General features: G+C 70.4%; 21 protein-coding genes. 5 read left to right on the forward strand and 16 right to left on the reverse strand.

Annotated elements, in window-relative coordinates; translation table 11 throughout:
• Positions 1-28 precede the first annotated feature (28 nt).
• Positions 29-778, forward strand: coding sequence for an O-methyltransferase (locus W7S_RS14410; RefSeq protein ID WP_036428952.1), 750 nt, complete (start codon positions 29-31; stop codon positions 776-778).
• Positions 779-879: 101 nt separating this feature from the next.
• On the opposite strand, the gene xerD is transcribed toward W7S_RS14410, so the two are convergent.
• The 14 genes from xerD to W7S_RS14480 form a co-directional block, all read right to left on the reverse strand.
• Positions 880-1821, reverse strand: a complete 942-nt coding sequence (gene xerD / locus W7S_RS14415; protein WP_008257558.1) for a site-specific tyrosine recombinase XerD — start codon at positions 1819-1821, stop codon at positions 880-882.
• Positions 1818-2441 (reverse strand): NUDIX hydrolase, encoded by a 624-nt coding sequence (locus tag W7S_RS14420; protein ID WP_014711857.1) that lies wholly within the window; start codon positions 2439-2441, stop codon positions 1818-1820. Before W7S_RS14420 ends, xerD begins: the two co-directional genes overlap by 4 nt.
• Positions 2434-4185 (reverse strand): CTP synthase, encoded by a 1752-nt coding sequence (locus W7S_RS14425; protein WP_008257563.1) that lies wholly within the window; start codon positions 4183-4185, stop codon positions 2434-2436. The genes W7S_RS14420 and W7S_RS14425 overlap by 8 nt, the downstream gene beginning before the upstream one ends.
• 135 nt (positions 4186-4320) lie before the next feature.
• A complete protein-coding gene (locus W7S_RS14430; protein ID WP_008257565.1) occupies positions 4321-5265 on the reverse strand; it encodes a copper transporter in 945 nt (314 codons plus the stop codon).
• Positions 5266-6447, reverse strand: coding sequence for a putative cytokinetic ring protein SteA (gene steA / locus W7S_RS14435; RefSeq protein WP_008257567.1), 1182 nt, complete (start codon positions 6445-6447; stop codon positions 5266-5268). It abuts the gene before it with no gap.
• Positions 6448-6679: 232 nt separating this feature from the next.
• Positions 6680-8446: a DNA repair protein RecN gene (gene recN / locus W7S_RS14440; RefSeq protein WP_014711858.1), complete on the reverse strand. Its 1767-nt coding sequence runs from the start codon at positions 8444-8446 to the stop codon at positions 6680-6682.
• Positions 8447-8471: 25 nt separating this feature from the next.
• Positions 8472-9398, reverse strand: a complete 927-nt coding sequence (locus W7S_RS14445; protein ID WP_014711859.1) for an NAD kinase — start codon at positions 9396-9398, stop codon at positions 8472-8474.
• Positions 9395-10204 carry a TlyA family RNA methyltransferase gene (locus W7S_RS14450; protein ID WP_014711860.1) on the reverse strand — a complete coding sequence of 270 codons (810 nt, stop codon included), beginning with the start codon at positions 10202-10204 and terminating at the stop codon, positions 9395-9397. Before W7S_RS14450 ends, W7S_RS14445 begins: the two co-directional genes overlap by 4 nt.
• A gap of 8 nt (positions 10205-10212) precedes the next feature.
• On the reverse strand, positions 10213-10398 hold the full coding sequence (locus W7S_RS14455) for a hypothetical protein (protein WP_008257585.1): 186 nt from the start codon (positions 10396-10398) through the stop codon (positions 10213-10215).
• Between the two features lie 12 nt (positions 10399-10410).
• Entirely contained in the window at positions 10411-11418 is a 1008-nt protein-coding gene (locus W7S_RS14460; protein WP_014711861.1) for an HAD-IIA family hydrolase, read from the reverse strand.
• Positions 11419-11436: 18 nt separating this feature from the next.
• The gene (locus W7S_RS14465) at positions 11437-12237 is read right to left on the reverse strand and encodes a hypothetical protein (RefSeq protein WP_014711862.1); all 801 of its coding nucleotides are present in this window, start codon (positions 12235-12237) and stop codon (positions 11437-11439) included.
• A 28-nt stretch (positions 12238-12265) separates the two neighbouring features.
• Positions 12266-12640: a DUF732 domain-containing protein gene (locus tag W7S_RS14470; RefSeq protein WP_014711863.1), complete on the reverse strand. Its 375-nt coding sequence runs from the start codon at positions 12638-12640 to the stop codon at positions 12266-12268.
• A 99-nt stretch (positions 12641-12739) separates the two neighbouring features.
• Positions 12740-14011: a tyrosine--tRNA ligase gene (gene tyrS / locus W7S_RS14475; protein ID WP_014711864.1), complete on the reverse strand. Its 1272-nt coding sequence runs from the start codon at positions 14009-14011 to the stop codon at positions 12740-12742.
• Positions 14012-14104: 93 nt separating this feature from the next.
• Positions 14105-14749, reverse strand: a complete 645-nt coding sequence (locus W7S_RS14480; protein ID WP_014711865.1) for a DNA-3-methyladenine glycosylase — start codon at positions 14747-14749, stop codon at positions 14105-14107.
• Between the two features lie 96 nt (positions 14750-14845).
• Between W7S_RS14480 and W7S_RS14485 the strand changes: the two genes are divergently transcribed.
• The 4 genes from W7S_RS14485 (at position 14846) to W7S_RS14500 (ending at position 18356) form a co-directional block, all read left to right on the forward strand.
• Positions 14846-16126, forward strand: coding sequence for an ammonium transporter (locus W7S_RS14485; RefSeq protein WP_014711866.1), 1281 nt, complete (start codon positions 14846-14848; stop codon positions 16124-16126).
• Between the two features lie 75 nt (positions 16127-16201).
• Positions 16202-16966, forward strand: a complete 765-nt coding sequence (locus W7S_RS14490) for an ABC transporter ATP-binding protein (protein ID WP_014711867.1) — start codon at positions 16202-16204, stop codon at positions 16964-16966.
• Positions 16900-17718, forward strand: a complete 819-nt coding sequence (locus W7S_RS14495; protein ID WP_081490112.1) for an ABC transporter permease — start codon at positions 16900-16902, stop codon at positions 17716-17718. Before W7S_RS14490 ends, W7S_RS14495 begins: the two co-directional genes overlap by 67 nt.
• A 14-nt stretch (positions 17719-17732) precedes the next feature.
• Positions 17733-18356: a TetR/AcrR family transcriptional regulator gene (locus tag W7S_RS14500; RefSeq protein WP_014711869.1), complete on the forward strand. Its 624-nt coding sequence runs from the start codon at positions 17733-17735 to the stop codon at positions 18354-18356.
• Here W7S_RS14500 and W7S_RS14505 read toward each other — a convergent pair.
• Both W7S_RS14505 and W7S_RS14510 read right to left on the reverse strand, forming a co-directional pair.
• On the reverse strand, positions 18322-18537 hold the full coding sequence (locus W7S_RS14505) for a Trm112 family protein (RefSeq protein WP_014711870.1): 216 nt from the start codon (positions 18535-18537) through the stop codon (positions 18322-18324). The genes W7S_RS14500 and W7S_RS14505 overlap by 35 nt on opposite strands.
• Entirely contained in the window at positions 18534-21581 is a 3048-nt protein-coding gene (locus tag W7S_RS14510; RefSeq protein WP_085976446.1) for an acyl-CoA synthetase, read from the reverse strand. Before W7S_RS14510 ends, W7S_RS14505 begins: the two co-directional genes overlap by 4 nt.
• Positions 21582-21702: the final 121 nt, after the last annotated feature.

Below are 21702 nucleotides of genomic sequence, written 5' to 3' on the forward strand. Positions count from 1 at the left end.
CGCCGGCGGTCGGCCTATCGTGGCCCCTATGGATCTCAAGCGACGGATACCCCTGCTGCGGTGGTCGGTCTGGCGGATGGCCGTCGGGAATCGCAACATCACCACCACGGGCCAGATCGGCGACGGGCGCGAAGCCGCCGCCGTCGAATACGTGCTGCGCAACGCCCGGGCCGGCGACGTCGACGACGTGCTGACGACCATCGACAAGTTCGCCTACGAGAAGTCGATGTTGATCAACGTCGGCGACGAGAAGGGACTGCTGCTCGACGCCGCGGTGCGGCGCGCCGATCCGGCGCTGGCGCTCGAATTGGGCACCTACTGCGGCTACGGCGCGCTGCGCATCGCCCGGGCCGCGCCGAAGGCCAAGGTGTTCTCGGTCGAACTCGCCGAGGCCAACGCCGCCAACGCCCGCCAGATCTGGGCGCATGCCGGCGTGGCCGACCGTGTGACCTGTGTGGTCGGCACCATCGGCGACGGCGGCCGCACCCTGGATGCGCTGGCCGAACACGGGTTTGCCGCTGGCGCACTCGATTTCGTGTTCATCGATCACGACAAGGACGCCTACCTCGACGACCTGAAGAGCATCCTGGATCGGGGCTGGCTGCATCCGGGCTCGATCGTGGTCGCCGACAATGTGCGGGTGCCGGGCGCACCGAAGTACCGCGGGTACATGCACCGGCATCAGGGCACGCGGTGGAACACCGTCGAGCACAAGACCCACCTCGAGTACCAATCGTTGGTGTCCGACCTGGTGCTGGAGTCCGAATTCCTGGGCTGAACTGACGCTCGAGCGTCGACTTGTTGTCGACGATTTCGCCGTTTTCGCGCAACAACTCCACGTTCGGCGGGGGACGCAAAGGGAGCGCGCCCGAGCGCGGATTATCGCGCCCGCGGGTGGGCCTCGGCCCACACTTCGCGCAACGCGTGCACGGTCACCATGGTGTAGATCTGCGTCGTCGTCACCGAGGCGTGCCCGAGCAACTCCTGCACGACCCGCACGTCGGCGCCGCCCTCGAGCAGATGCGTGGCGAACGAGTGCCGCAGCATGTGCGGCGACACCCCCGAGGTGATGCCGGAGCGCTCGGCCGCGTCCTGCAGGACCTGCCACGCGCTCTGACGCGACAGTCGCCCGCCGCGGACGTTGAGGAAGATGGCCGGCGTCCCGCGCCCCCGGCGCGCCAGATCCGAACGTCCGCGCACCAGATAGGCGTCCAGCGCGGCCACGGCGGGGCGCCCGATCGGCACCAGCCGCTGCTTAGCGCCCTTGCCGCGCAACAACACTGAGCGGGCCTGCGTGTCGACGTCGTCCACATCGAGGCCGACGGCCTCGGAGATCCGCGCGCCGGTCGAATACAGCAGCTCCAGCAGCGCGCGGTTGCGCAGGGTCAGCGGGCCGTCGGCCGGGCTGTCGCCCCCCGCGCCCTCCAGCAGCGCCAAGACCTGGTCGACGGTCAGGCTCTTGGGCAGCCGGCGGCCGGGCGTGGGCGGGCGGACCGCGCGGGCTACGTCGAGTTCGGCCAGCCCCTCGGCGGCGGCGAAGCGGTGCAGGCCGCGCACCGCAATCAGGGCCCGCGCCGCCGACACCGCCGACAGCGCCGCCGCCCCGGTCTCGGGGTCGCCGCGGCGCAGCGCCACCAGGAACTCGCTGACGTCGTCCTCGCCCACCTTGGCCAGATCGTGAATTCCACGGTCCGACAAGTGTTTTGTGTAGCGGCGCAAATCGCGGCGATACGAGCTCAGGGTGTTCGCCGCGACGCCGCGCTCGATCGTGAGGTGGTCGAGGTAACCCTGGAGTTGGGAATCCAGCGCCACCGTCGTCATGGCCCGGCCTTTCGGGCCGCGAACGCCGTCGGCCGGTCGATCCAGGGACTGTCCACCGGCCGCGGCTGCGCGAACCCTTCGGTGACGGCGTGGGCCGCCAAGATCCCCGCGATGGCAATCGAATTCACGATGTCGCCGCGCAGCACCCGGCGGGCGGCCTCCGCGACGGGAACCCAGCTCATCGTCATGTCGGCTTCCTCGTGATGCGCCTCGGGCCTGCCCACCTCGGTCAGCCCGGTGGCCAGATAAATCCGTACCGATTCGTCGCTGAAGCCCGGCGCGGAGTTGAGGTCGACCAGCACCCGCCAGGTGTCCGCCCGCAGGCCGACCTCCTCGTGGAGTTCGCGGGCGGCCGTCTGCTGCGGCGGCTCCCCCGCGACGTCGAGCAAGCCGGCGGGCAACTCCCAAAGCCGCCGCCCGAACGCGTGCCGGTACTGGTAGACCAGCGGGATGTTGTTGTCGGCGTCCAGCGCCGCGACGGCAACGGCGCCGTAGTGCTCGACGACCTCGCGCACCGCGGTGGTGTCGCCCGGCATCCGCACCCGGTCGCTGCGCAGCGCGAAAATCTTTCCGGTGTACAGCGTTTCGGAGGACGCCGTGGAGAAGACGTGTTCAGCCACGGGACGCGGGCTCAGGTATGGGCCGCGCGGCGCTGTCCCGATGCTGGATGCCGTTGGACGACTGCTCGGGGATTTCCACCGGCAACCGTTCGCCGGCCTTGTATTCGAGGGCCGCCCCGACGAACGCGACGAACAACGGGTGCGGCCGGGTGGGCCGGCTCTTGAGCTCCGGATGAGCCTGCGTGCCGACGATGAAGGGGTGCACGTCCGGCGGGTACTCGACGAACTCGACCAGGTGGCCGTCGGGCGAGGTGCCGGAAAACCTGAGTCCGCTTTCCGCGATCTTGTCGCGGTAGGCGTTGTTGACCTCGTAGCGGTGCCGGTGGCGTTCGGACACCTGCGTCGCGCCATACGCCTGGGCCACGATCGAATCCGGTTCCAGCACGGCGGGATAGGCGCCCAGCCGCATGGTGCCGCCGAGGTCCGCCTCGCCGGCGACGATGTCGACCTGGTCGGCCATCGTGGAGATGACGGGATCCGGTGTGTCCGGGTCGAATTCGGCCGAGTTGGCCTCGGTCAGGCCGGCCGAGCGGGCGGCCTCGATCACGATGCATTGCAGCCCGAGGCACAGGCCCAGCACCGGCAGGCCCCGGGCGCGCGCGTAGTGGATGGCGCCGAGCTTGCCCTCGATGCCGCGGATGCCGAACCCGCCCGGAATCAGCACACCCTGCACGTCGGCCAGCGCCGCCGCGGCACCGGGCCCGGTCTCGCAATCGTCGGACGCCACCCAGAGCAACTCGACCTTGGCGTGGTGCTTGAAACCGCCGGCGCGCAGCGCCTCGGTGACCGACAGGTAGGCGTCGGAGAGTTCAACGTACTTGCCCACCAAGGCGATTCGCACCGTTTCATGCGGCTCATGCACCCGGCGCAGCAGGTCGTCCCATTCGGTCCAGTCGACATCGCGGAACGGCAGGTTGAGCCGGCGCACCACATAGGCGTCGAGTTCTTCGCGGTGCAGCACTTTCGGAATGTCATAGATCGACGGCGCGTCCGGGGTGGAGATGACGCCGTCGATGTCGACGTCGCACATCAGCGCGATCTTGTTCTTCAGCGCCTCGGGAACGTCGCGGTCGCAGCGCAGGATCAGCGCGTCCGGGGTGATACCGATGCTGCGCAGCGCGGCCACCGAGTGCTGCGTGGGCTTGGTCTTGAGTTCACCCGACGGGGCCAGGTAGGGCACCAGCGAGACGTGTAGGAAGAAGACGTTCTCGCGGCCCAGGTCGTGGCGCACCTGGCGGGCCGCCTCCAGAAAGGGCTGCGACTCGATGTCGCCGACGGTGCCGCCGATTTCGGTGATGACCACATCGGGGCGGTTGCCCTGCGCGTCGGGCTGGGCCATCGCCAGGATGCGGCCCTTGATCTCGTCGGTGATGTGCGGGATCACCTGGACGGTGTCGCCGAGGTACTCACCGCGGCGTTCCTTGGCGATGACGCTCGAATACACCTGCCCCGTAGTGACATTCGCCGAGCCGGACAGATCGCGATCCAGGAACCGCTCGTAGTGGCCGACGTCGAGGTCGGTCTCGGCGCCGTCCTCGGTGACGAAGACCTCGCCGTGCTGGAACGGGTTCATGGTGCCCGGGTCGACGTTGAGGTACGGATCGAGCTTTTGCATCGTCACGTACAGCCCGCGCGCCGTCAGGAGCTGACCGAGGCTGCTGGCGGTCAATCCCTTACCCAACGAGGATGCGACGCCCCCGCTGACGAAGAGGTGCTTGGTGGCGGTTTGCGGGTGCTTTCGCAACAGGCGACCTCCGTGAAGACGGGCAGGGCTTGAAAAATGTTTCTAGCGAACAACTAGATGGGCCTGCCGACCCACGGAAACCCACCCTAACATCCACGACGCCGAGCCGCGGTGAACACGCCCGCTACTCCACGGTTATTGGGGCACCGTGATCGACGTCGCCCCGTGACCGGTGCCGTACTGGCCCGCGTGACCGCCGCCCAGCAGGTCGTGCAGGCCGAGCACCGCGGTGATGCGTCCCGGCGCGGCGTCCACGTCGTCGACCGTGCTGATCGCGGAGTTCAGGCCGGCGTCGGCGCGGGCCACCGCGACAGCGGCGCCGCCGGTCGCCGAACCGTCGCGCCCGGCGAGCAGCGTGCCCGAGCCGTGCGGGGCCAGCGCCGCCGAGAACCGGGCCACGCTCGCCCCCTGGTTCCCGGCGTCCTGCGGTAGCGCGCCGCCGGTGACGACGAGCGCGGCGTTCGCCGCGCCCATGTGATCGCTCGCCTGATAGGTGATGAAGCCGGTGTCGCGCAGCGCCGCGAGCACGGTGTTGCGCTGGGTGTCGTCCACCGGGGGCACCGCGGGGTTGGGGTTGGCCAGCAGGGCGATGCCCATCAGGTCACCCGCCTGCGAACCCTGGTCGACGAGCTTGGTGCTCAGCTGCTGTCCGGCGGGCAGCACCGACGAGTTCACCACGGTCTGCAGCTTCTCCGCCGAGTTGGCCTCGACGAACTCCTGCGTCAGCGACACCGTCCCGGTCACCGTCCCGCCGGCCTGACCGATGAACTTCGACACCGCGGCCACGTCGTCGTCCTTGGCGTCCGGGGTGCGGAACACCACCACCGACTTGCCGGCCAGCGCGTCGTGCACGATCCGGCCGGCCAGCTGAGTGTCGAAATTGTTTGCCGCGCTGAGCTTTTCGTTCAGCACGTTCTTCTGGTCGTTGAGCCCACTGATCTGGGTGTTGAGGTCCTTCTTCTCGTCACGCAAGCTGGACAGCAACGTGTCCGACAGAAAGCCGGAACCCAGCACGACGCCCACGGCCAGCGCCAGGAACACGGCGGCCAGCGACAGGGCGTGTTGGCGCAGCGAGATCATCTAGGTGACCCACTTCTGCACCATCAAGCAGAAGTGGTTCCAGTAGTCGGTGACCCAGTGCAGCACCACGCCGTCGGTGCGAGACACCCACAGCGCGACGATGACGGCGATCAGCATCGTCAGCGCCAGCAGCGCGATGGCCCCCGCCGAGATGTGGTTGCGGTACAGGGTGGCCACGGCCTTGGCGTCCACCACCTTCTCCCCCACCCGCAGCCGGGTCAGGAAGGTGGACGGGTTGCTGTGCGCGCGGGTGCGGTCGAAGAACGTCTCGATGTTGGCGGTGTGGCCGGCGGTCACCAGCAGCGCGGCGCCGTGGTGGTCGGCCAGCAGCAGGGCCAAATCGATCGCCGACCCCGCGGCCGGGAACGTCATCGCGCCGACGCCCAGGTCCTGGATGCGTTCCAGCCCCGGCGCGTGCCCGTCGGCGTCGGCGGGCAGCACGACCTGGGCCCCGCACTTCAGGGCGTCGGTGCTGATCTGGTCGGGGTCGCCGACGATCACCTGCGGGCGATACCCCGCCTTCCGCAACACGTCCGCGCCGGTGCCGACGCCGATCAACGCCGGCTGGTACTCCTTGATGAACGGCTTGAGCGACTTGAGATCGTCCTCGGCGCTGGGCTCGTCGGCGACGATCACCACGTGCCGGCGGCGCAGGTCGACGTCGACGTCGGGGATGCCGATGCCGTCAATCAGCAGCGGGCTCTCGCTCTTGATGAACTCGATGGTGTTGCCGGCGAACGCCTCCAGATGGGCGGACAGGCCGCTCTTGGCCTCCCGCATCAGATCGGCGATGTCGTGGTCGGTGCGCTCGGTGCCGCGGACCAGCCGCCGGTCGCCGGCGTACACCCCGCCCTCGTGCAGGCGGATCTTGGCGCCGTCTTTGACCTTCTTGAAGACGTCGGGTCCGGCCTCGTCGATCAGCGTGACCCCGTTGTTGACCAGGACCTCGGGCCCCAGGTTGGGGTAGCGGCCCGACACCGACGGCGAGGCGTTGACGACGGCGGCGATGTCGGCCTCCACCAGGGCGTCCGCCGTGATGCGATCCAGATCGAGGATGTCGAGCACGACGATGTCGCCGGGGCAGACCCTGCGCAGCAATCGGTCGATGTTGCGGTCAACGCGGGCGGTGCCGACGAGGCCCGGCCGGGCGGGATTACGGGAAAGCAGGCCTGACATCTTCATGGGGGCGATTCTGTCGGTGATGCGCGGACGACGCGGGGAGGCGCGCCGTAACATTAGCCCCAGAAGTTATCTAGAGTCCCATTAGTAACAGCTGTGTGCCGAACTGGTCTCGAACGTCGACTTGATGCGGCGACACGCCGGGGTTGGCCGCCACAAGTCGACGCTCGCGGAGACAGGGGCCCGAGACAGGGGGCCCGGAGACAGGGGCCGAGACGGCGGCCGCAACACGGGGCTAGATCTCGTCCTTTTGCGCCGCCTCGAGCAGCTCGCGGGCGTGCGCGCGGCCGCTGTCGGATTCGCCCAGCCCGGCGAGCATCCGCGCCAGCTCGGCGACCCGCTCGTCGCCGCCGAGGCGCCGCACCACGCTGGTCCCCTTCGGCCCCGCGGCGTGCACCACCAGGTGCACGTCGGCGTACGCCGCGACCTGCGGCAGGTGCGTGACCACGATGACCTGGTGGGTGCGCGCCAATCGCGCCAGCCGGCGCCCGATCTGCACCGCCGCGCGGCCGCCCACCCCGGCGTCGACCTCGTCGAACACCATGGTGGTGCCCGCGGCCTCTTTGCGGGAGGTGGCCAGCACCACCTCCAGGGCGAGCATCACCCGGGACAGCTCGCCGCCGGAGGCGCTCTTGGCCAGTGGCAGCTGGTCCATGCCCCGGTGCGCGGCGAAACCGAACTCGACCTGGTCGACGCCGTCGGCGCCGGCGTGGACGCGCTCGCCCGACGGCAGCCGCAGCGCGGCCGAATCCTCGGGGTCCGACGCGGTGTCTAGCGCGGCATCCAGGGTCACGTCGATGGTGAATTGGGCGTCGGCCATCGCCAGCCCGGACAGCTCGGCGGTGACCTCCTTGGCGAGCCGCTTGGCGGCCTTGCGCCGCGTGGTGCTGAGATCGACCGCGGCCTGGGCCAATTCGCGGCCGAGCTCGTCGACCCGGGCGGCCAGCGCCGCCAAGCCCTCCTCGGAGACGTCGAGCTGGGCCAGCCGTTGCCGCGACTCCTGGGCCCACCCGATCACGCCGTCGATGTCCGCGGCGTACTTGCGGGTCAGGGTACGCAGTTCGGCCTGCCGGGCCAGCTTGGATTCCAGCGCGCTGGCGTCGACCGGCAGCTCCTCGAGGAAGCCGCCCAGTTCGCCGGCCGCGTCGACGAGCACGGTCAGCACCTCGCCGATCTGGCCGGCCAGCGCCGTCAGCTTGGCGTCGCCGGTGGATTCCAGTGCGGCCCTTGCCTTTCCCAGGCTGTCGGTGGCACTGAGGCCGTCGGTCTCCTCGGAGGACAGCGCCGCGCGGGCGGTGGCGGCGGCCTCGCGCAGGGTGTCCAGTTCGGAGAGCCGCACGATCTCGGCGACCAGGGCGTCGTCCTCGCCGGGTTGCGGGTCGACGGCGTCGATCTCGTTGAGGGCGAACGTCAGCCGGTCGGCCTCCAGTGCGAGCTCGCGCATGCGGTTGCGGCGGTCGAGCAGGTCGCGCCGCGCCGACAGCCAGGCGTCGCGCAGTTTGCAGTACCGCTCGAGCGCGGGTCCGGCCTTGGCGAAGCGGTCCAGCGCCGCGCACTGCTCCTCGGGCCGGATGAGGCGCAGCTGGTCGTTCTGCCCGTGCAGGGTCAGCAGCCCGGCGGTGAAGTCGCCCAGCGATTTGGCGGGCACGCTGCGGCCGCCGAGGTAGGCCCGCGACGGCCCGTCACGGCTGACCGAGCGCAGCGCGATCACGCTGCCGTCCTCGTCGCGTTCGGCGCCCGACGCGTCGAGCATCTCGTCGAGCCGCACGACCATGGCCTCGTCGAGATCCGTTGTGCTGAACCGCCCTTCGACGACCGCCCGCTCGGCCCCCGACCGGACCCGGGTGGCGTCGGCGCGGGCGCCGCCGAGCAGATGCAAGCCGGTGACCACCATGGTCTTTCCGGTGCCGGTCTCCCCCGTCAGCACGGTAAGGCCGCGGTCGAACTCGCCGACCGCCGAGCTGATCGCCCCGAGCGACTCGATCCGGATTTCAGTCAGCATTCAGTCAGGATCCCGTGCTGTGCCGTCAGTTTCCGCGCCACCCGGTCACCGGCAGCCGGAACTTGCGCACCAACCGGTCCGTGAACGGGGCACTGTCCAGCCGGGCCCATTTCACCGCCGTGTCACAACGTTTCACCTCGATGCGGCTGCCGGCCGGGATCAGCATCTCGCGGCGGCCGTCGCAGAACACCAGGGCGTCGTGGCCGTCCGCCTCCACCTCGATCGCGATGGTGGCGTTCGGGCTGGTGACCATGGGGCGACCGAACAGCGCGTGAGCGTTGTTGGGTACCACCAGGATTGCCTCCAGGTCGGGCCAGAGCACCGGGCCGCCCGCGGAGAACGCGTAGGCGGTGGAACCCGTCGGGGTCGACACCAGGACGCCGTCGCAGCCGAAGGCGGACACCGGCCGCCCGTCGATCTCGACCACCACCCCGAGCACGCCGAGCCGGGGGCCCTTTTCCAGGCTGACCTCGTTGAGGGCCCAGCCGTGCGCGGAGACCCGGCCGCCCTGGCGCACGACCACGTCGAGCGTCAGGCGGTTCTCCACCCGGTAGTCCTGTGCGACAACGTGGTCCAGCACGCGGTCGATGGCCTCGGCCTCTGCCTCGGCCAAAAAACCGATCCGCCCGAGGTTCACGCCCAGCACCGGGATGTCGGCGTTGCGCGCCAGCTCGGCGGCCCGCAGGAACGTCCCGTCGCCGCCGAGCACCAGCACCAGTTCGCAGCCTTCGGCGGCCCGGGGGTCGGCGTTGACGACCTCGATCTCGACGCCCATCGCCCGCATGTCGTCGGGGGCCAGGTGCAACGGTCCCCGGTCGACGGCCTCGGCGGACAGCACCCGAAGCCCGATTCCGTTGTCGCCCAGCGTTTTCTGTACACGGCGGGCCGTCTCGGTGGCTTCTTCGCGGCCGGTGTGGACGACCATCAGGACGGTGCGTTCGGCTGGAGTCACTGCGGCCCGCTTTCCACCGCGTGCCGCACCGCCGCCACCAGGGCGTCGCCGGCGAGCGGACGATCGGCCTGGGCGCGCAGCCGAAGGAAATATTCGACGTTGCCCGACGGCCCCGGCAGCGGGCTCGCGGTGACGCCGACGGTGTGCCAACCCAGCTCGGCGGCGCGGCGCGCGACCGACGTCACGGCGTCAGCGCGCAGGCCGGGGTCGTGCACCACACCGCCCGCGCCGACCTGGCCCTTCCCCACCTCAAACTGTGGCTTCACCATGGGAACGATATCCGCGTTCGGTGCGGCGCAGCCAGCCAGCGCCGGCAACACGGTGGCCAGCGAGATGAACGACAGGTCGGCCACGACGAGGTCGGCCGGCCCGCCGATCGACTCGGGCGTCAGGTCACGAACGTTGGTCCGCTCGACGACGACAACCCGCGAATCGCTACGCAGCGACCACGCCAGCTGGCCGTATCCCACGTCCACGGCCACCACTTCGGCGGCCCCGCGATCCAGCAGGACTTCGGTGAAGCCGCCCGTCGACGCGCCGGCGTCCAGGCAGCGGCGGCCCGCGACGGAGATCCCGAAGGCATCCAGCGCGCCGATGAGTTTGTGCGCGCCGCGCGAGACCCAGCCGCGTTCGCCGTCGTTGGCCACGGTCAGGGCGGCGGTGACGGCGACGGCGGTGCCGGGCTTGCGGGCGGGCATCCCGTCGATGCTCACCTTGCCGGCGCCGATCAACTCCGCGGCCTGCTGACGCGACCGGGCCAGGCCGCGCCGCACCAGCTCGGCGTCAACGCGGGCGCGTCGAGACATGCGCGCACTCAGCCCTTCTCCGCCGACTCCAGCGCGGCCAGCAGGACGTCGTGGGCCTCGGAGAGCCGGCGCGCGATCTCTTCGAGCTCGTCGAGCGAGGGCGCCTTCTCGGGGTCTTCCTGGTCGCCGGGTTGGGGCAGCCGGGCCAGCAGGGCGTCGATCTCGGCGCGAATCTGATCGGGGTCGATACTCATCGCGTTCCTACGTTAGTCGGTGCGCACCAAAGACCAGCGCTGCAGCGCGGCGCGCGCCTCGTCGTCGCCGGCCTCGATGCGCACGGCGCCGGACCCCGACGCGCCCCACACCGCGCTGGCGACCGCGCGCACGATCGACAGGCCGTCCCCGTCGTCCGGCCCGTCCCCGCGGACCGTGACCGCCCCGTCCGCGACGTCGACCCGCCAGCCCGGCTGCGGGCCGACCGCGAGCCGCTCGCCGTCGGTGTGCAGCGAGCGCAGATCGTGGCCGATGTAGGTGGGGCGCTGGGCGGGCTTGGCGTACACCGCGTCCCGCGCGGAGTTGACCCCGGTGAGCACCATCAGGCTGGGCAGTTCGGCGGCGTTGGCGCCCTCGATGTCGGTGTCGAGGCGGTCGCCGATCAGCAGGGGCGCGCGGAAGTTGCCCCGGGCCGCCGCGCCGCGCAGCAGGGCGGGCGCGGGCTTGCCCGCGACCTGGGGTTCGGCGCCGGTGGCCGCCCGCAGCGCGGCCACGAACGATCCATTGCCGGGCAGCAGCCCGCGCTCGGTGGGCAGGGTGAGGTCGACGTTGGAGGCCACCCACCGCGCGCCGGCCCGGATGGCCAGCGCCGCCTCGGCCAGCTCCGGCCACCCGATGGTCTGGGACAGGCCCTGCACGACGGCGGCCGGGTCGTCGTCGTAGCTGCGCACCGGGCGCAGCCCGACGGCGGTGATCTCGCCGGCCAGGGCCTCGGTGCCCACGATCAACACCGGCGAGCCTTGTGGCAGTTGGTCGGCCAGCAACCGGGCGGCGCTTTGCGCGCTGGTGGCGACGTCGTCGGCGACGGCGGTGAAGCCGAGCTCGCTCAGGTGCGCGGCGACCTCGTCGGCGCTGCGGGAGGCGTTGTTGGTGACGAAGTACGCGCGGCTGCGCACCTCGGCCAGCGCCTGCACCGCGCCCTCGGTGGGCCGGCGGCCGCGAAACATCGTGCCGTCGAGGTCGATCAGCAGGCAATCGTATTCCTGCGCAAGGGTTTTCACGTCGTCAATTCCGTCGCGTCAGCCGAGTTCACTGACCCGGTCTTCGGCGTCGGTGACACCGTCGACGTCGGCCGCCGCCGAACGCAGGAACCATTGCAGCGCCTCGTCGGTCCGGCCGAGCGCGAGCAGCGTGTCCGCGTAGGCGTAGAACAGCCGCGCCGCCGTGGAGCCGGTGCGGCTGGGATCCAGTTGCGGCGTGGACAACACGGTCAGCGCCTGCTCCAGCTGGCCGAGGTCCGCGCGCGCCCCGGCGGCGACGATGCGCAGCTCGTCGGCGTCGTCACCCGACAGCTCGGCGGCCTCCGGTCCGCGCGCGAGCTCGATGGCGCGCTCCGGACGGCCAAGTCCGCGTTCGCAATCGGCGATCAACGCGAGCAACGCGGACTTGCTGCCCATGCGGCGTGCGGCGCGAAACTCCGCCAGCGCCTGCGACCAGTCGCCGCAGTGGTAGGCGGCGATGCCGACCGCCTCCCGGATGGTGGCGATCCGGCTGGACCGGGCCCGCGCCGCGCGGGCGTGACGCAACGCCGCCTCCGGGTCCTCGTCGAGCAGCTCGCCCGCGGCGACGAGGTGGCGCGCCACCGCGTCGGCGGTGGCGCGGTCCAGGGTGCTCAGTTCTCGGCGGACGTCGGGTGCCAGCTGCTTGGCTTCCACGCCGGGCGGGATCGGCGGCCCGTCCTGCGGGGCGCGATCGGCCTGGGCGTCGCGGCGCGCGCCGCTCTGCGGCTGAGCCGGCCGCGCACGGCCCGGACCGGACCAGTTGCCGGATGCCGGCCGCGCCCTCCGCTCGCCGCGGTGCCTCTGCCTGTCGTCGACCACGCTGCCGAGAATACGGGCAGCGCCACACCTAACTCGGCAGCCGGTTGCCCAGGAGCGGCGCGATCAGCGCAGGGCAGTAGGTCGCGATCGCCACGATGGTGAACCTGCCGGCCGTCTCGTACGACATGCCGTTGCCCTCGGCCATCTTGGACGTCACCGCGTCGAAGGACCCGCCGGGCTCGAACAGCATCGGGCACACCGACTGTCCCATCGCCGTGGTGCCGGTCGGCTGGCTATAGGAGATCCCGGCGTTCGTCAGCGCCGACAGGAACGCATTGCCGAGCATGTCCGCGCGGATCGGCGCCGACATCGCCCCCGACAGCACCGCGGCCAGCGCCACCAGGCCCGTGATCACCCCCAGGCTCCGCAGGACGGTCGACCGCACACGCGTCGCGAAAATCACCGTGACAACAGTGGTCCCCTCGGGTCACGCCGACGACACGGTGGGGTAAAGATCTGTGCACGCGCGTGTTTCGCGGAGGCGCTACGGCGCCCGGGCGGTCTAGACCTTTTCGACCCCGGCGACGGTGCGCTTGCCGCGGCGCAGCACCAGCCACCGGCCGTGCAGGAAGTCCGCCGGCTGCGGGGCCCACTCCTCGCTTTCGATGCGGACGTTGTTGACCGAGACACCGCCCTCGCCGATGGTGCGCCGCGCGGCCTTGCGGCTCTCGGACAGCCCGCTGGCCACCAGCAGGTCGACGATCCCGTCGGGGCCACCGGGTTTGAGCTCGGCGACCGACGTCTCTCGCAGCGCCGCGGACAGCGTGGCCTCGTCCAGCCGGTCCAGCTCGCCCTGCCCGAACAGCGCCCGGCTGGCGTGCTCGACGGCCTCGGTGGCCGCCTCGCCGTGCACCAGCACGGTGAGTTCGCGCGCCAGCCGCCGCTGCGCGGCGCGTTGTTGAGGGCGCTCGGCCGTGGCCTGCTCCAGCTCGCCCAGCTCGTCGGCCGACAGGAAGGTGAACCAGCGCAGGTAGCGGATCACGTCGGCGTCGGCGGTGTTGAAGAAGTACTGGTACCAGGCGTACGGGGTGGTCAGCGCGGGGTCCAGCCACAGGCTGCCGCCGCCGGTGGACTTGCCGAACTTGGTGCCGTCGGCGGCGGTCACCAGCGGCACGGTCAGCGCGTGGACCGAGGCGCCGAGCTGCTGGCGGACCAGCCGGACCCCGGCGATGATGTTGCCCCACTGGTCGGAGCCGCCGATCTGCAGGCGACAGCCGTAGCGGCGGTGCAGTTCGACGTAGTCGTTGGCCTGAAGGAGCATGTAGCTGAATTCGGTGTAGGAGATGCCGTCGCCGTCCAGGCGGCGCCGCACGGTGTCGCGGTCCAGCATGACGTTGACCGAGAAGTGCTTGCCGATGTCGCGCAGGAACTCGATCGCCGACAGCGGGCGCGTCCAGTCCAGGTTGTTGACGACGACGGCGCCGGTCGGTGAGTCCCCAGAATCCGAGAAGTCGACGAAGCGTCGCAGCTGTCCGCCGATCCGTTCGGTCCACTCGGCGACGGTGTCGGCCTCGTTGAGGGTGCGCTCACCGACGTCGCGGGGGTCGCCGATCATGCCGGTGGCGCCGCCGGCGAGCACGATGGGGCGGTGGCCGGCGCGCTGGAAGCGGCGCAGTGCCAGCAGGGGCACCAGGTGGCCGGCGTGCAGGCTCGGCGCGGTGGGGTCGAAGCCGGCATACACCGTCATCGGCCCGCGCCGGGCGTCGGCCGCCAGCGCGTCGAGGTCGGTGGACTGCGCGATCAGGCCGCGCCAGCCCAGCTCGTCGAGGATCATGGTGTACGAGTCTTCCAGAGCGCCGACGGCGGGCGTCGACTTGTGGCGCGGATCCGGGGCGTTATCCCCCAGCGACCCGGCGTTCGCCGTGGGTCAGTCGCTGGCCCCCGGGGCCGGCGCGCGCGGGCTGCGGCGGTACGCCGAGACCTCGGGGCGCCCGGGAAGCCACAACCGCCACGGCCGGTCGGCGGCCTGGCTGACACCGACCCGCGGGCCCGACATCGAGCTCAGCGGTTCGTGCAGCTCGAGCGTCACCGGGCTGTTGCCGTCGAACAGGTCAATTCCGTTGTCGTCCATGGTGATTCCCATGGCCGCGCACAGGTTCCCCGGCCCGCGCGCCAGCGCCGCGGTGTGCACCAGCTCGCCGCGGCGGGCCCGGGCGGCGTCGGTCCCGTCCTCGATCGCGGCCGCCCGCAGCAACACCGCGGCCGCGGTGCCGTCGGGACCGCACGAGACATTCGCGCAGACATGGATGCCGTGGCTGCGGTAGGTGTAGAGCCGCCCCGGCGGCCCGAACATCACGAAATTGCGGGCGCGCAGGCCCTTGTAGGAGTGCGCGGCGGCGTCCGGCCACGGACCGTCGGGCACTCCCCCGTAGGCCTCGACCTCGACGACGATCCCGCTCACGCCCCGCGCGGTGAGGGTGGCGCCCAGTAACCGGCGCGCGGCCTCGACCGGGTCGACCAACAGCCGCGCCGCGGCCGTGCTTGCGCGAGATCGTCGTCGAGCCTCGACCAATTGAAGATCCTGAATCCTCTTTTCAGTAACCCAACGAACCTACCGGCGGCCCGAACATGGCAGTATCCCGGTGTCCGGGAGCCGAAGGAGGCCGACATGCACGCGATAGACCCGGCCGCCACGGCGTGGCTGCTGGCCAGCACCGCGCTGGTCTTGCTGATGACCCCCGGCCTGGCGATCTTCTACGGCGGCATGGTCCGCACCACCGGGGTGCTCAACATGATGATGATGAGCTTCATCTCCATCCCGCTGGTGACCGTGGCGTGGCTGCTGATCGGCTACACCCTCGCGTTCTCCGAGGACGGGCCCGGCGGGCTCGTCGGCAACCTCAGGCATTTCGGGATGCTCGGCATCACCCCCGACACGGTGCACGGCACGGCGGTGCCCGAATTGCTGTATGCCACGTTCCAGTTGACGTTCGCGATCATCACGGCCGCGCTGGTCAGTGGCGCGATCGCCGACCGCGCGAAGTTCGCGGCCTGGATGGTGTTCGTCCCGGTGTGGACGATCGCCGTGTATTCGATTGTCGCCCACTGGGTCTGGGGGCCGGGCGGCTGGCTGGCCAAGTTGGGCGTCCTCGACTATGCGGGCGGGCTGGTCGTCGAGATCGTCTCGGGTTCCTCCGCGCTGGCGCTGGCGCTGGTGCTCGGGCCGCGCATCGGTTTCAAGAAGGACGCCATGCGGCCGCACAACCTGCCGCTGCTGTTCGTCGGTGTCGGGCTGCTGTGGTTCGGCTGGTTCGGGTTCAACGCCGGCTCCGCCCTGGCCGCCAACGGAACCGCCGCGGCCATCTTCCTCAACACCCTCGTCGCGGGATGTCTGGGCATGCTGGGTTGGCTTGCGGTCGAACAGATTCGCGACGGCAGGCCCACCACGTTCGGTGCGGCGTCGGGTGTGGTCGCCGGCCTGGTGGCCATCACCCCGTCGTGCGGGACCGTCAACACCCTCGGCGCGACGGTCGTCGGCCTGGCGGCGGGTGTCGTGTGTTCGTTCGCGGTGGGCGCGAAGTTGCGCTTCAACTATGACGATTCGCTCGACGTGGTGGGCGTGCACTTCGTCGGCGGCGTGGTCGGTGTGTTCCTGATCGGGCTGCTCGCCACGGCGGTCATGACCGCGGGCCCGCGCGGCCTGTTCTACGGCGGCGGCGTCGGCCAGCTGGGCAAGCAGACGCTGGCGATCGCGGTCGTCGCGTTCTACGCGTTCACCGTGTCGTTCGTGCTCGCCAAGGTGATCGACCGGGTGATGGGTTTCCGGCTCAGTACCGAAGACGAAACCACCGGCGCCGACCTCACCCAGCACGCCGAAACCGCCTACGCCGAAGGCGTGCACGGGCACCTGCCGCAGCGACGCCCGGCGATCGGCGAGCGCTTCAACTAGGCCCGCCCGGGTCCGCGAACGCCCGGATGCCGCGACCCCTTGACAGCGCGGCCGCGCGCGACGAATATTCATCACATGATGAGTTCATCTCGTGATGAATTAATCTCGGATCAGGCCGAGCCGGCGGTAGAGATCGAGCACCTGCGCGTGATCCGCGGTAAACGCCCGGCCCTGCACGACTTCTCCGTGCGGATCGCGGCGGGCAGCATCACCGGCCTGCTCGGCCCGTCCGGCTGCGGCAAGACCACGCTGATCCGATGCATCGTCGGCACCCAGATCGTGACCTCGGGCCGCGTCTTCGTGCTCGGCAAGCCTGCCGGCAGCGCCGAACTGCGCCGTCGCGTCGGCTACCTGCCGCAGGACCCGACCATCTACAACGACCTGCGCATCGTCGACAACGTTCGCTACTTCGCCACGCTGTACGGGTTCGACGGCCGGGCCGCCGACGCCGCCATCGAACGGGTCGGGCTCACCGATCACCGAACGGCCTTGTGCGGCAACCTGTCCGGTGGCCAACGCACCCGGGTGTCTCTGGCCTGCGCGCTGGTCTGCCAGCCCGATCTGCTGGTGCTCGACGAGCCCACCGTGGGACTCGATCCGGTGCTGCGCGCGGACCTGTGGGATCAATTCGCCGAATTGGCCCGCGCGGGGACCACATTGCTGGTTTCCAGCCACGTGATGGACGAGGCCGACCACTGCGGGGACCTGCTGCTGATGCGCGAAGGCCGGCTGGTCGCCCACACCACCCCGTCCCAACTGCGAGAGGACACCGGATGCACGTCACTGGAGGACGCGTTTCTGTCCATCATCAAGCGCAGCACCATGCGCGAAGCCGGTTAGGGCTCAACGGGTATACGGCGACCACGACGCGGATCCTGCGCCAGCTTGCCGCCGATCACCGCAGCGTCGCGATGATCCTGTTGGTGCCGGTCCTGGTGATCACCCTGATGTACTTCATGTTCGAAAACGCCCCGCACCGCCCGGGCGGCCCGACCCCCTTCAACAACGCCTGCCTGATCCTGCTCGGCCTGTTCCCACTGTTCGTGATGTTCATCATCACGGCGATCACCATGCAACGCGAACGGGCCTCGGGAACGCTGGAGCGCATCCTTACCACTCCGCTGCGCCGGCTCGACCTGCTGATCGCCTACGGCACCGCGTTCTCGACGGCCGCTGCGGCGCAAGCCATTCTGGCGTGCGTCGTGTCGTTCTGGCTGCTCGGCTTCGACACGGCGGGCAGCCCGTTGTGGGTGTTCGTGATCGCGATCGTCAACGCCGTGCTGGGAGTCGGCCTGGGCCTGTTGTGTAGTGCGTTCGCGCGCACCGAGTTTCAGGCCGTGCAGTTCATCCCGCTGGTGATGGTGCCGCAGCTGCTGCTGGCGGGCATCATCGTGCCGCGGGCGGTGATGCCGCACTGGCTGCAATGGATCAGCAATGTGCTGCCGGCCAGCTACGCGCTCGAGGCCCTGCAACAGGTGGGCGCGCACCCGGAACTGACCTTCATCGCGGTGCGCGACATCGTCGTCGTGTTGGGCTTCGCCCTGGCGGCGCTGTGCCTGGCGGCGGCGACGCTGCGGCGACGGACGGCCTAGTGGCGAGGGCTCCAGTGACGGCCACCAGCGCCGGGCGCCGCCGGCGGGGGCGGCCCGCCGGGAACTCCGACACCCGCGACCGGATTCTGGCCAGTGCACGGGAACTGTTCGCGCGCAATGGTATTCGTAACACCTCGATACGTGCGGTGGCCGCCGCGGCGGGCGTGGACTCGGCGCTGGTGCACCATTACTTCGGCACCAAGGAGCAGCTGTTCGCCGCGGCCGTCCACATCCCGGTCGACCCGATGGACGTCATCGGCCCGCTGCGCGAGGTGCCCGTCGAGGAGCTCGGCTACCGGATTCCGTCGATGTTGTTGCCGCTGTGGGATTCCGAGATCGGCGCGGCGTTCATCGCGACGCTGCGCTCGATCCTGGCGGGGTCGGAGATCAACCTGTTTCGCGCGTTCATTCAGGACGTGATCGCCGTCGAAGTCGGTGCCCGCGTGGACGATCCGCCGGGAAGCGGAATGATTCGCATCCAATTCGTGGCGTCGCAACTGGTGGGTGTGGTGATGGCGCGCTACATCCTGCAACTGGAGCCGTTCGCGTCGCTGCCGGCCGAGCAGGTCGCGCGAACCATCGCCCCCAACCTGCAGCGCTACCTCACTGGGGATCTGCCGGAGGGCCTTGCGCCATGAGCCGGGCGTGCTCGTCGTCGTCGACGTCGCGGGCCTCGTCGATGAGCAGCACCGGGATGCCGTCCTCGATCCGGTAGGCGCGGCGCAGCCGGGGGTTGTAGAGCAACTCGTCGCCAATCAGCACCAGCGGGCCGCGGTCGGCCGGGCACACCAGGATGTTCAGCAGCGCGTCGTCGATCATGACCGCGCGCCGCTCAGTTCGGCACGCACTCCGGGAGTCAGCCGCCGGTAGTGCTCGGTCTCCGCATCGAAGTACCAGACGTGCCGTCCCGCCTTGGGAATCCCGGCGGCCCGCAGCGCGCTGACGGTCGGGCGGTAGGTCGCGCTCAGCGTCATCTCCGGGACCACGCAGACGATGTCGGGCCCCAGCCCGATCGGGATCTTGGCGAAGGCCTCGGTCAGGTCGGCCGCCGTGATGGAGGCGCCCGGCAACAGCGTCACCGCCGACACCGCCACCTCGTGGTCGCGCACGGGCACGTTGTAGGTCACCGCGAGGTCGACGCCGTTGATGCAACCCAGGGCGTCGGTGACCGGCTCGGCGTAGACCAGCCCACGCGGGGTCCGCACCACCGAGCCGCGCCGGCCCGCCAGCCAGTAGTCGCCGTCGTCGTCGCGGTAGAACAGGTACTCGGTCGAGATCCAGGTGTCGCCGGCGGCGAACACCCCGCGCTTGACGGAGGCGCTCGGATCGATCGGGCCGTTGGACGCGGCGAGCAGAACCCCGACCTGTTTGGGTTCGGCGATCTGCACGAAGCCCCGCTCGTTTTCCAGGATCAGGTCGTGTTCGGTGTCGTAGGCGCCCAACTCGATGCGCCCGGCGCCCGGCAGCGGGCGGCCCTTGCTGCCGACCTTGGCCCCGGACACGTTGGCCAGCACCGCCTGCCCGTCGGTGGTGGCGAAGAACTCGACGACGTGAGCGGGCGCGAACGCCTCGACGACACGCTCCCACAGCCCGGTCGGCATGCCGGAGCCGATGAACAGGCGCACCGGGTGGTTGCCGTGCAGGACGAAGGGCGGATCGGCCGGGTTATCGAGGATCTCGCCGAGCATGGCCCAGGTGTAGGACACCACGGTGACGCCGTACTGGCGCACCTCCTGGATGAATCGGGTCCGGTCCAGGCCGCGCGACAGCGCGATCCGGGTGCCGCCGACCACCGCGCCGCCCAGGCTGACCAGCAGCGCGGACTCGTGGTGCAGCGGCGTCAGGCAGTACACGGTGTCACGGCGATCGAGGGCGGCCGTCGAGGCCGTACCGAACGCCGAGACCGCCCAGCGGTAGTTGGTGATCTGCTTGGCCACCAGCTCGCCGCCGGCCGAGCTGAACGCGATGAACGCCAGGTCCCGGGCCAGTCCCGGGTTGGGCCGATACCAGCCGGGCAGCTCGACGGCGTCCGGGTCGATCTGTTCCATGTCGATGACCTGGGGTTGCTCGTCGGAGTCCTCGGGCAGGTGCAGGTCCCGCGTCTCGCCGCCGCCGAGCACCAGCACCTGCCGCAGCAGTTGCCCGTCCGACTCCAGCACCGCGTCGAGGTTGGTGGGGTCGGTGAGGATCTCGGTCACTCCTCCGAGCCGCACCGAGGCGGCCAGGTCGGCGTCGGGCCGCATCACCACCGCGATGGCGCCCAGGCGGGACAGCGCGGCGATGGCCACCAGCGCGCTGGGCCGGGTCTCCATCAGCACGCCGACCCGGTCGCCCTGCCGCACCCCGACCTCGATGAGGCCGCGGACGACGTTGTTGATGCGCCGGTTCACCGCCTCGTAGGTGTGCACCCGCCCGTCGAACAACAGGAATTCGCCCTGCGGGGCGTCGTGCGCCTGCTCCTCGATGATGCGGCCCAGCGAGATCCTGGTGTGGTCGTTGATCTGCCCCAGCCGGACCAGTCGCGGCAGCGTGCGGGCCGTTTCGACGGCCAGGGTGCGCACGGATTTGTTGGCCGCGACGACGGTGTTGGCCGCCCCGCGGACCATGCCCAGCGCCGCCTCGGAGGCCTCCCCGATGCCGTGCGCGAGCCGGGAGCTCAGCGCCACGCCGCTGTCGGTGTGCTCGGCGGGCTGGTCGGCCATCGGCGCGATGCTGGTGGGCTTGTCGCCGCCGGCGGACAGCCATCGCACCCATTCCGCGACGGTCGGCCAGCTTTGTTGGGCCGCCTTGGACCCGACGACCAGTCCGAAATGCCCTGTGCGGATGGTGGATTCGTAGACGTCGGCGTCCGGTGCCGCGCGCCGGATGCCGCGCACCGAGGCGGGCTGGCCGATGTCGTCGACCTCGCCGACGAAGGCCAGCACCGGGCAGGTGATGTCGGTCAGGGTGACCATCTGTCCGTTGACGGCGAAACCGCCGGTCATCATCCGGTTGTGGGCGATGAACTGCTTGAGCAGCTCGGAGATCGCGGGACCGGACCACGCGATCCAGCCTTCGCGTTCGAGGAAGCGCCGCTGCTGCTCGCGCGGCAGCAGCGCCTCGCGGTCGTGCAGCTGGCGGACGAAGTCGACCCGCGCCTTGGCGGTCTTGAGGGGGTCGAGCATCTGGAAGCCGGTGCGCGCCATCCAGCTGGGGATGGCCAGCCGGCTGAAGACGTGGTCGGCCATGAAGTTGGCGGCGGGCGCGGCGAAGTTTGCCGGGATGCCCATCGGCAAGGCGGCCAGTGTGTCGACCGGGGAGCCGAAGGTGACGATGCTGGCCAGGCTCTTCGAACGCCGGTAGGCGGCGACCTGGTAACACCACATGCCGCCCTGCGAATAGCCGACCAGATGGATGTCGCTGCCCGTGGTGTCCCGGACCGTGTCGATGGCCTGACTGAGCGCGACGATGTGATCGGCCAGCGTGCGGCGCATGCCGCCTTCGACCTTGTCGGGTTCGCCGAAGTCGATGACCCAGGGATCGAGCCCCCGGCTGTGCAGGATCCCCACCGCGCCTTCGTCGCGGGTGACGTCCCACATGTCGGCGGACATCATCATCGGATGCACCATCAGCACCGGCGGCCCGACGGGCGATTGGCCGGGCCGACTGTCCGGCGGGAAGTACCGCCGGAGCTTGTACATCGGCACGCTCTCGACGATCTGGGACGGTGACGGCACCGTGCCGGTTTCCAAGCCCCCCAGTCGCAAGACTTCCAGCCCGTTCTGCGCGGTAGCGATCAGCCGCGCGACCGGTCGTGTGACCATCGAAAGATTGACATCCACTGCTGCTCCCTGAGTCTTGACAGCTTGGACATCATGGCACATCTGGGCAGCTAGAAGGGCGGTGGTTACACCGATCCGGCGGCGGCGGGCGCCGTGCGAACAGACCCGAGCTCCGCTGGAAAGGCGGTGGCTCGCCGTCGGCTTCGGCCGACGACTCGGGGTG

The sequence above is a fragment of the Mycobacterium sp. MOTT36Y genome (assembly GCF_000262165.1).
Classification (GTDB): Bacteria; Actinomycetota; Actinomycetes; order Mycobacteriales; family Mycobacteriaceae; genus Mycobacterium; species Mycobacterium intracellulare.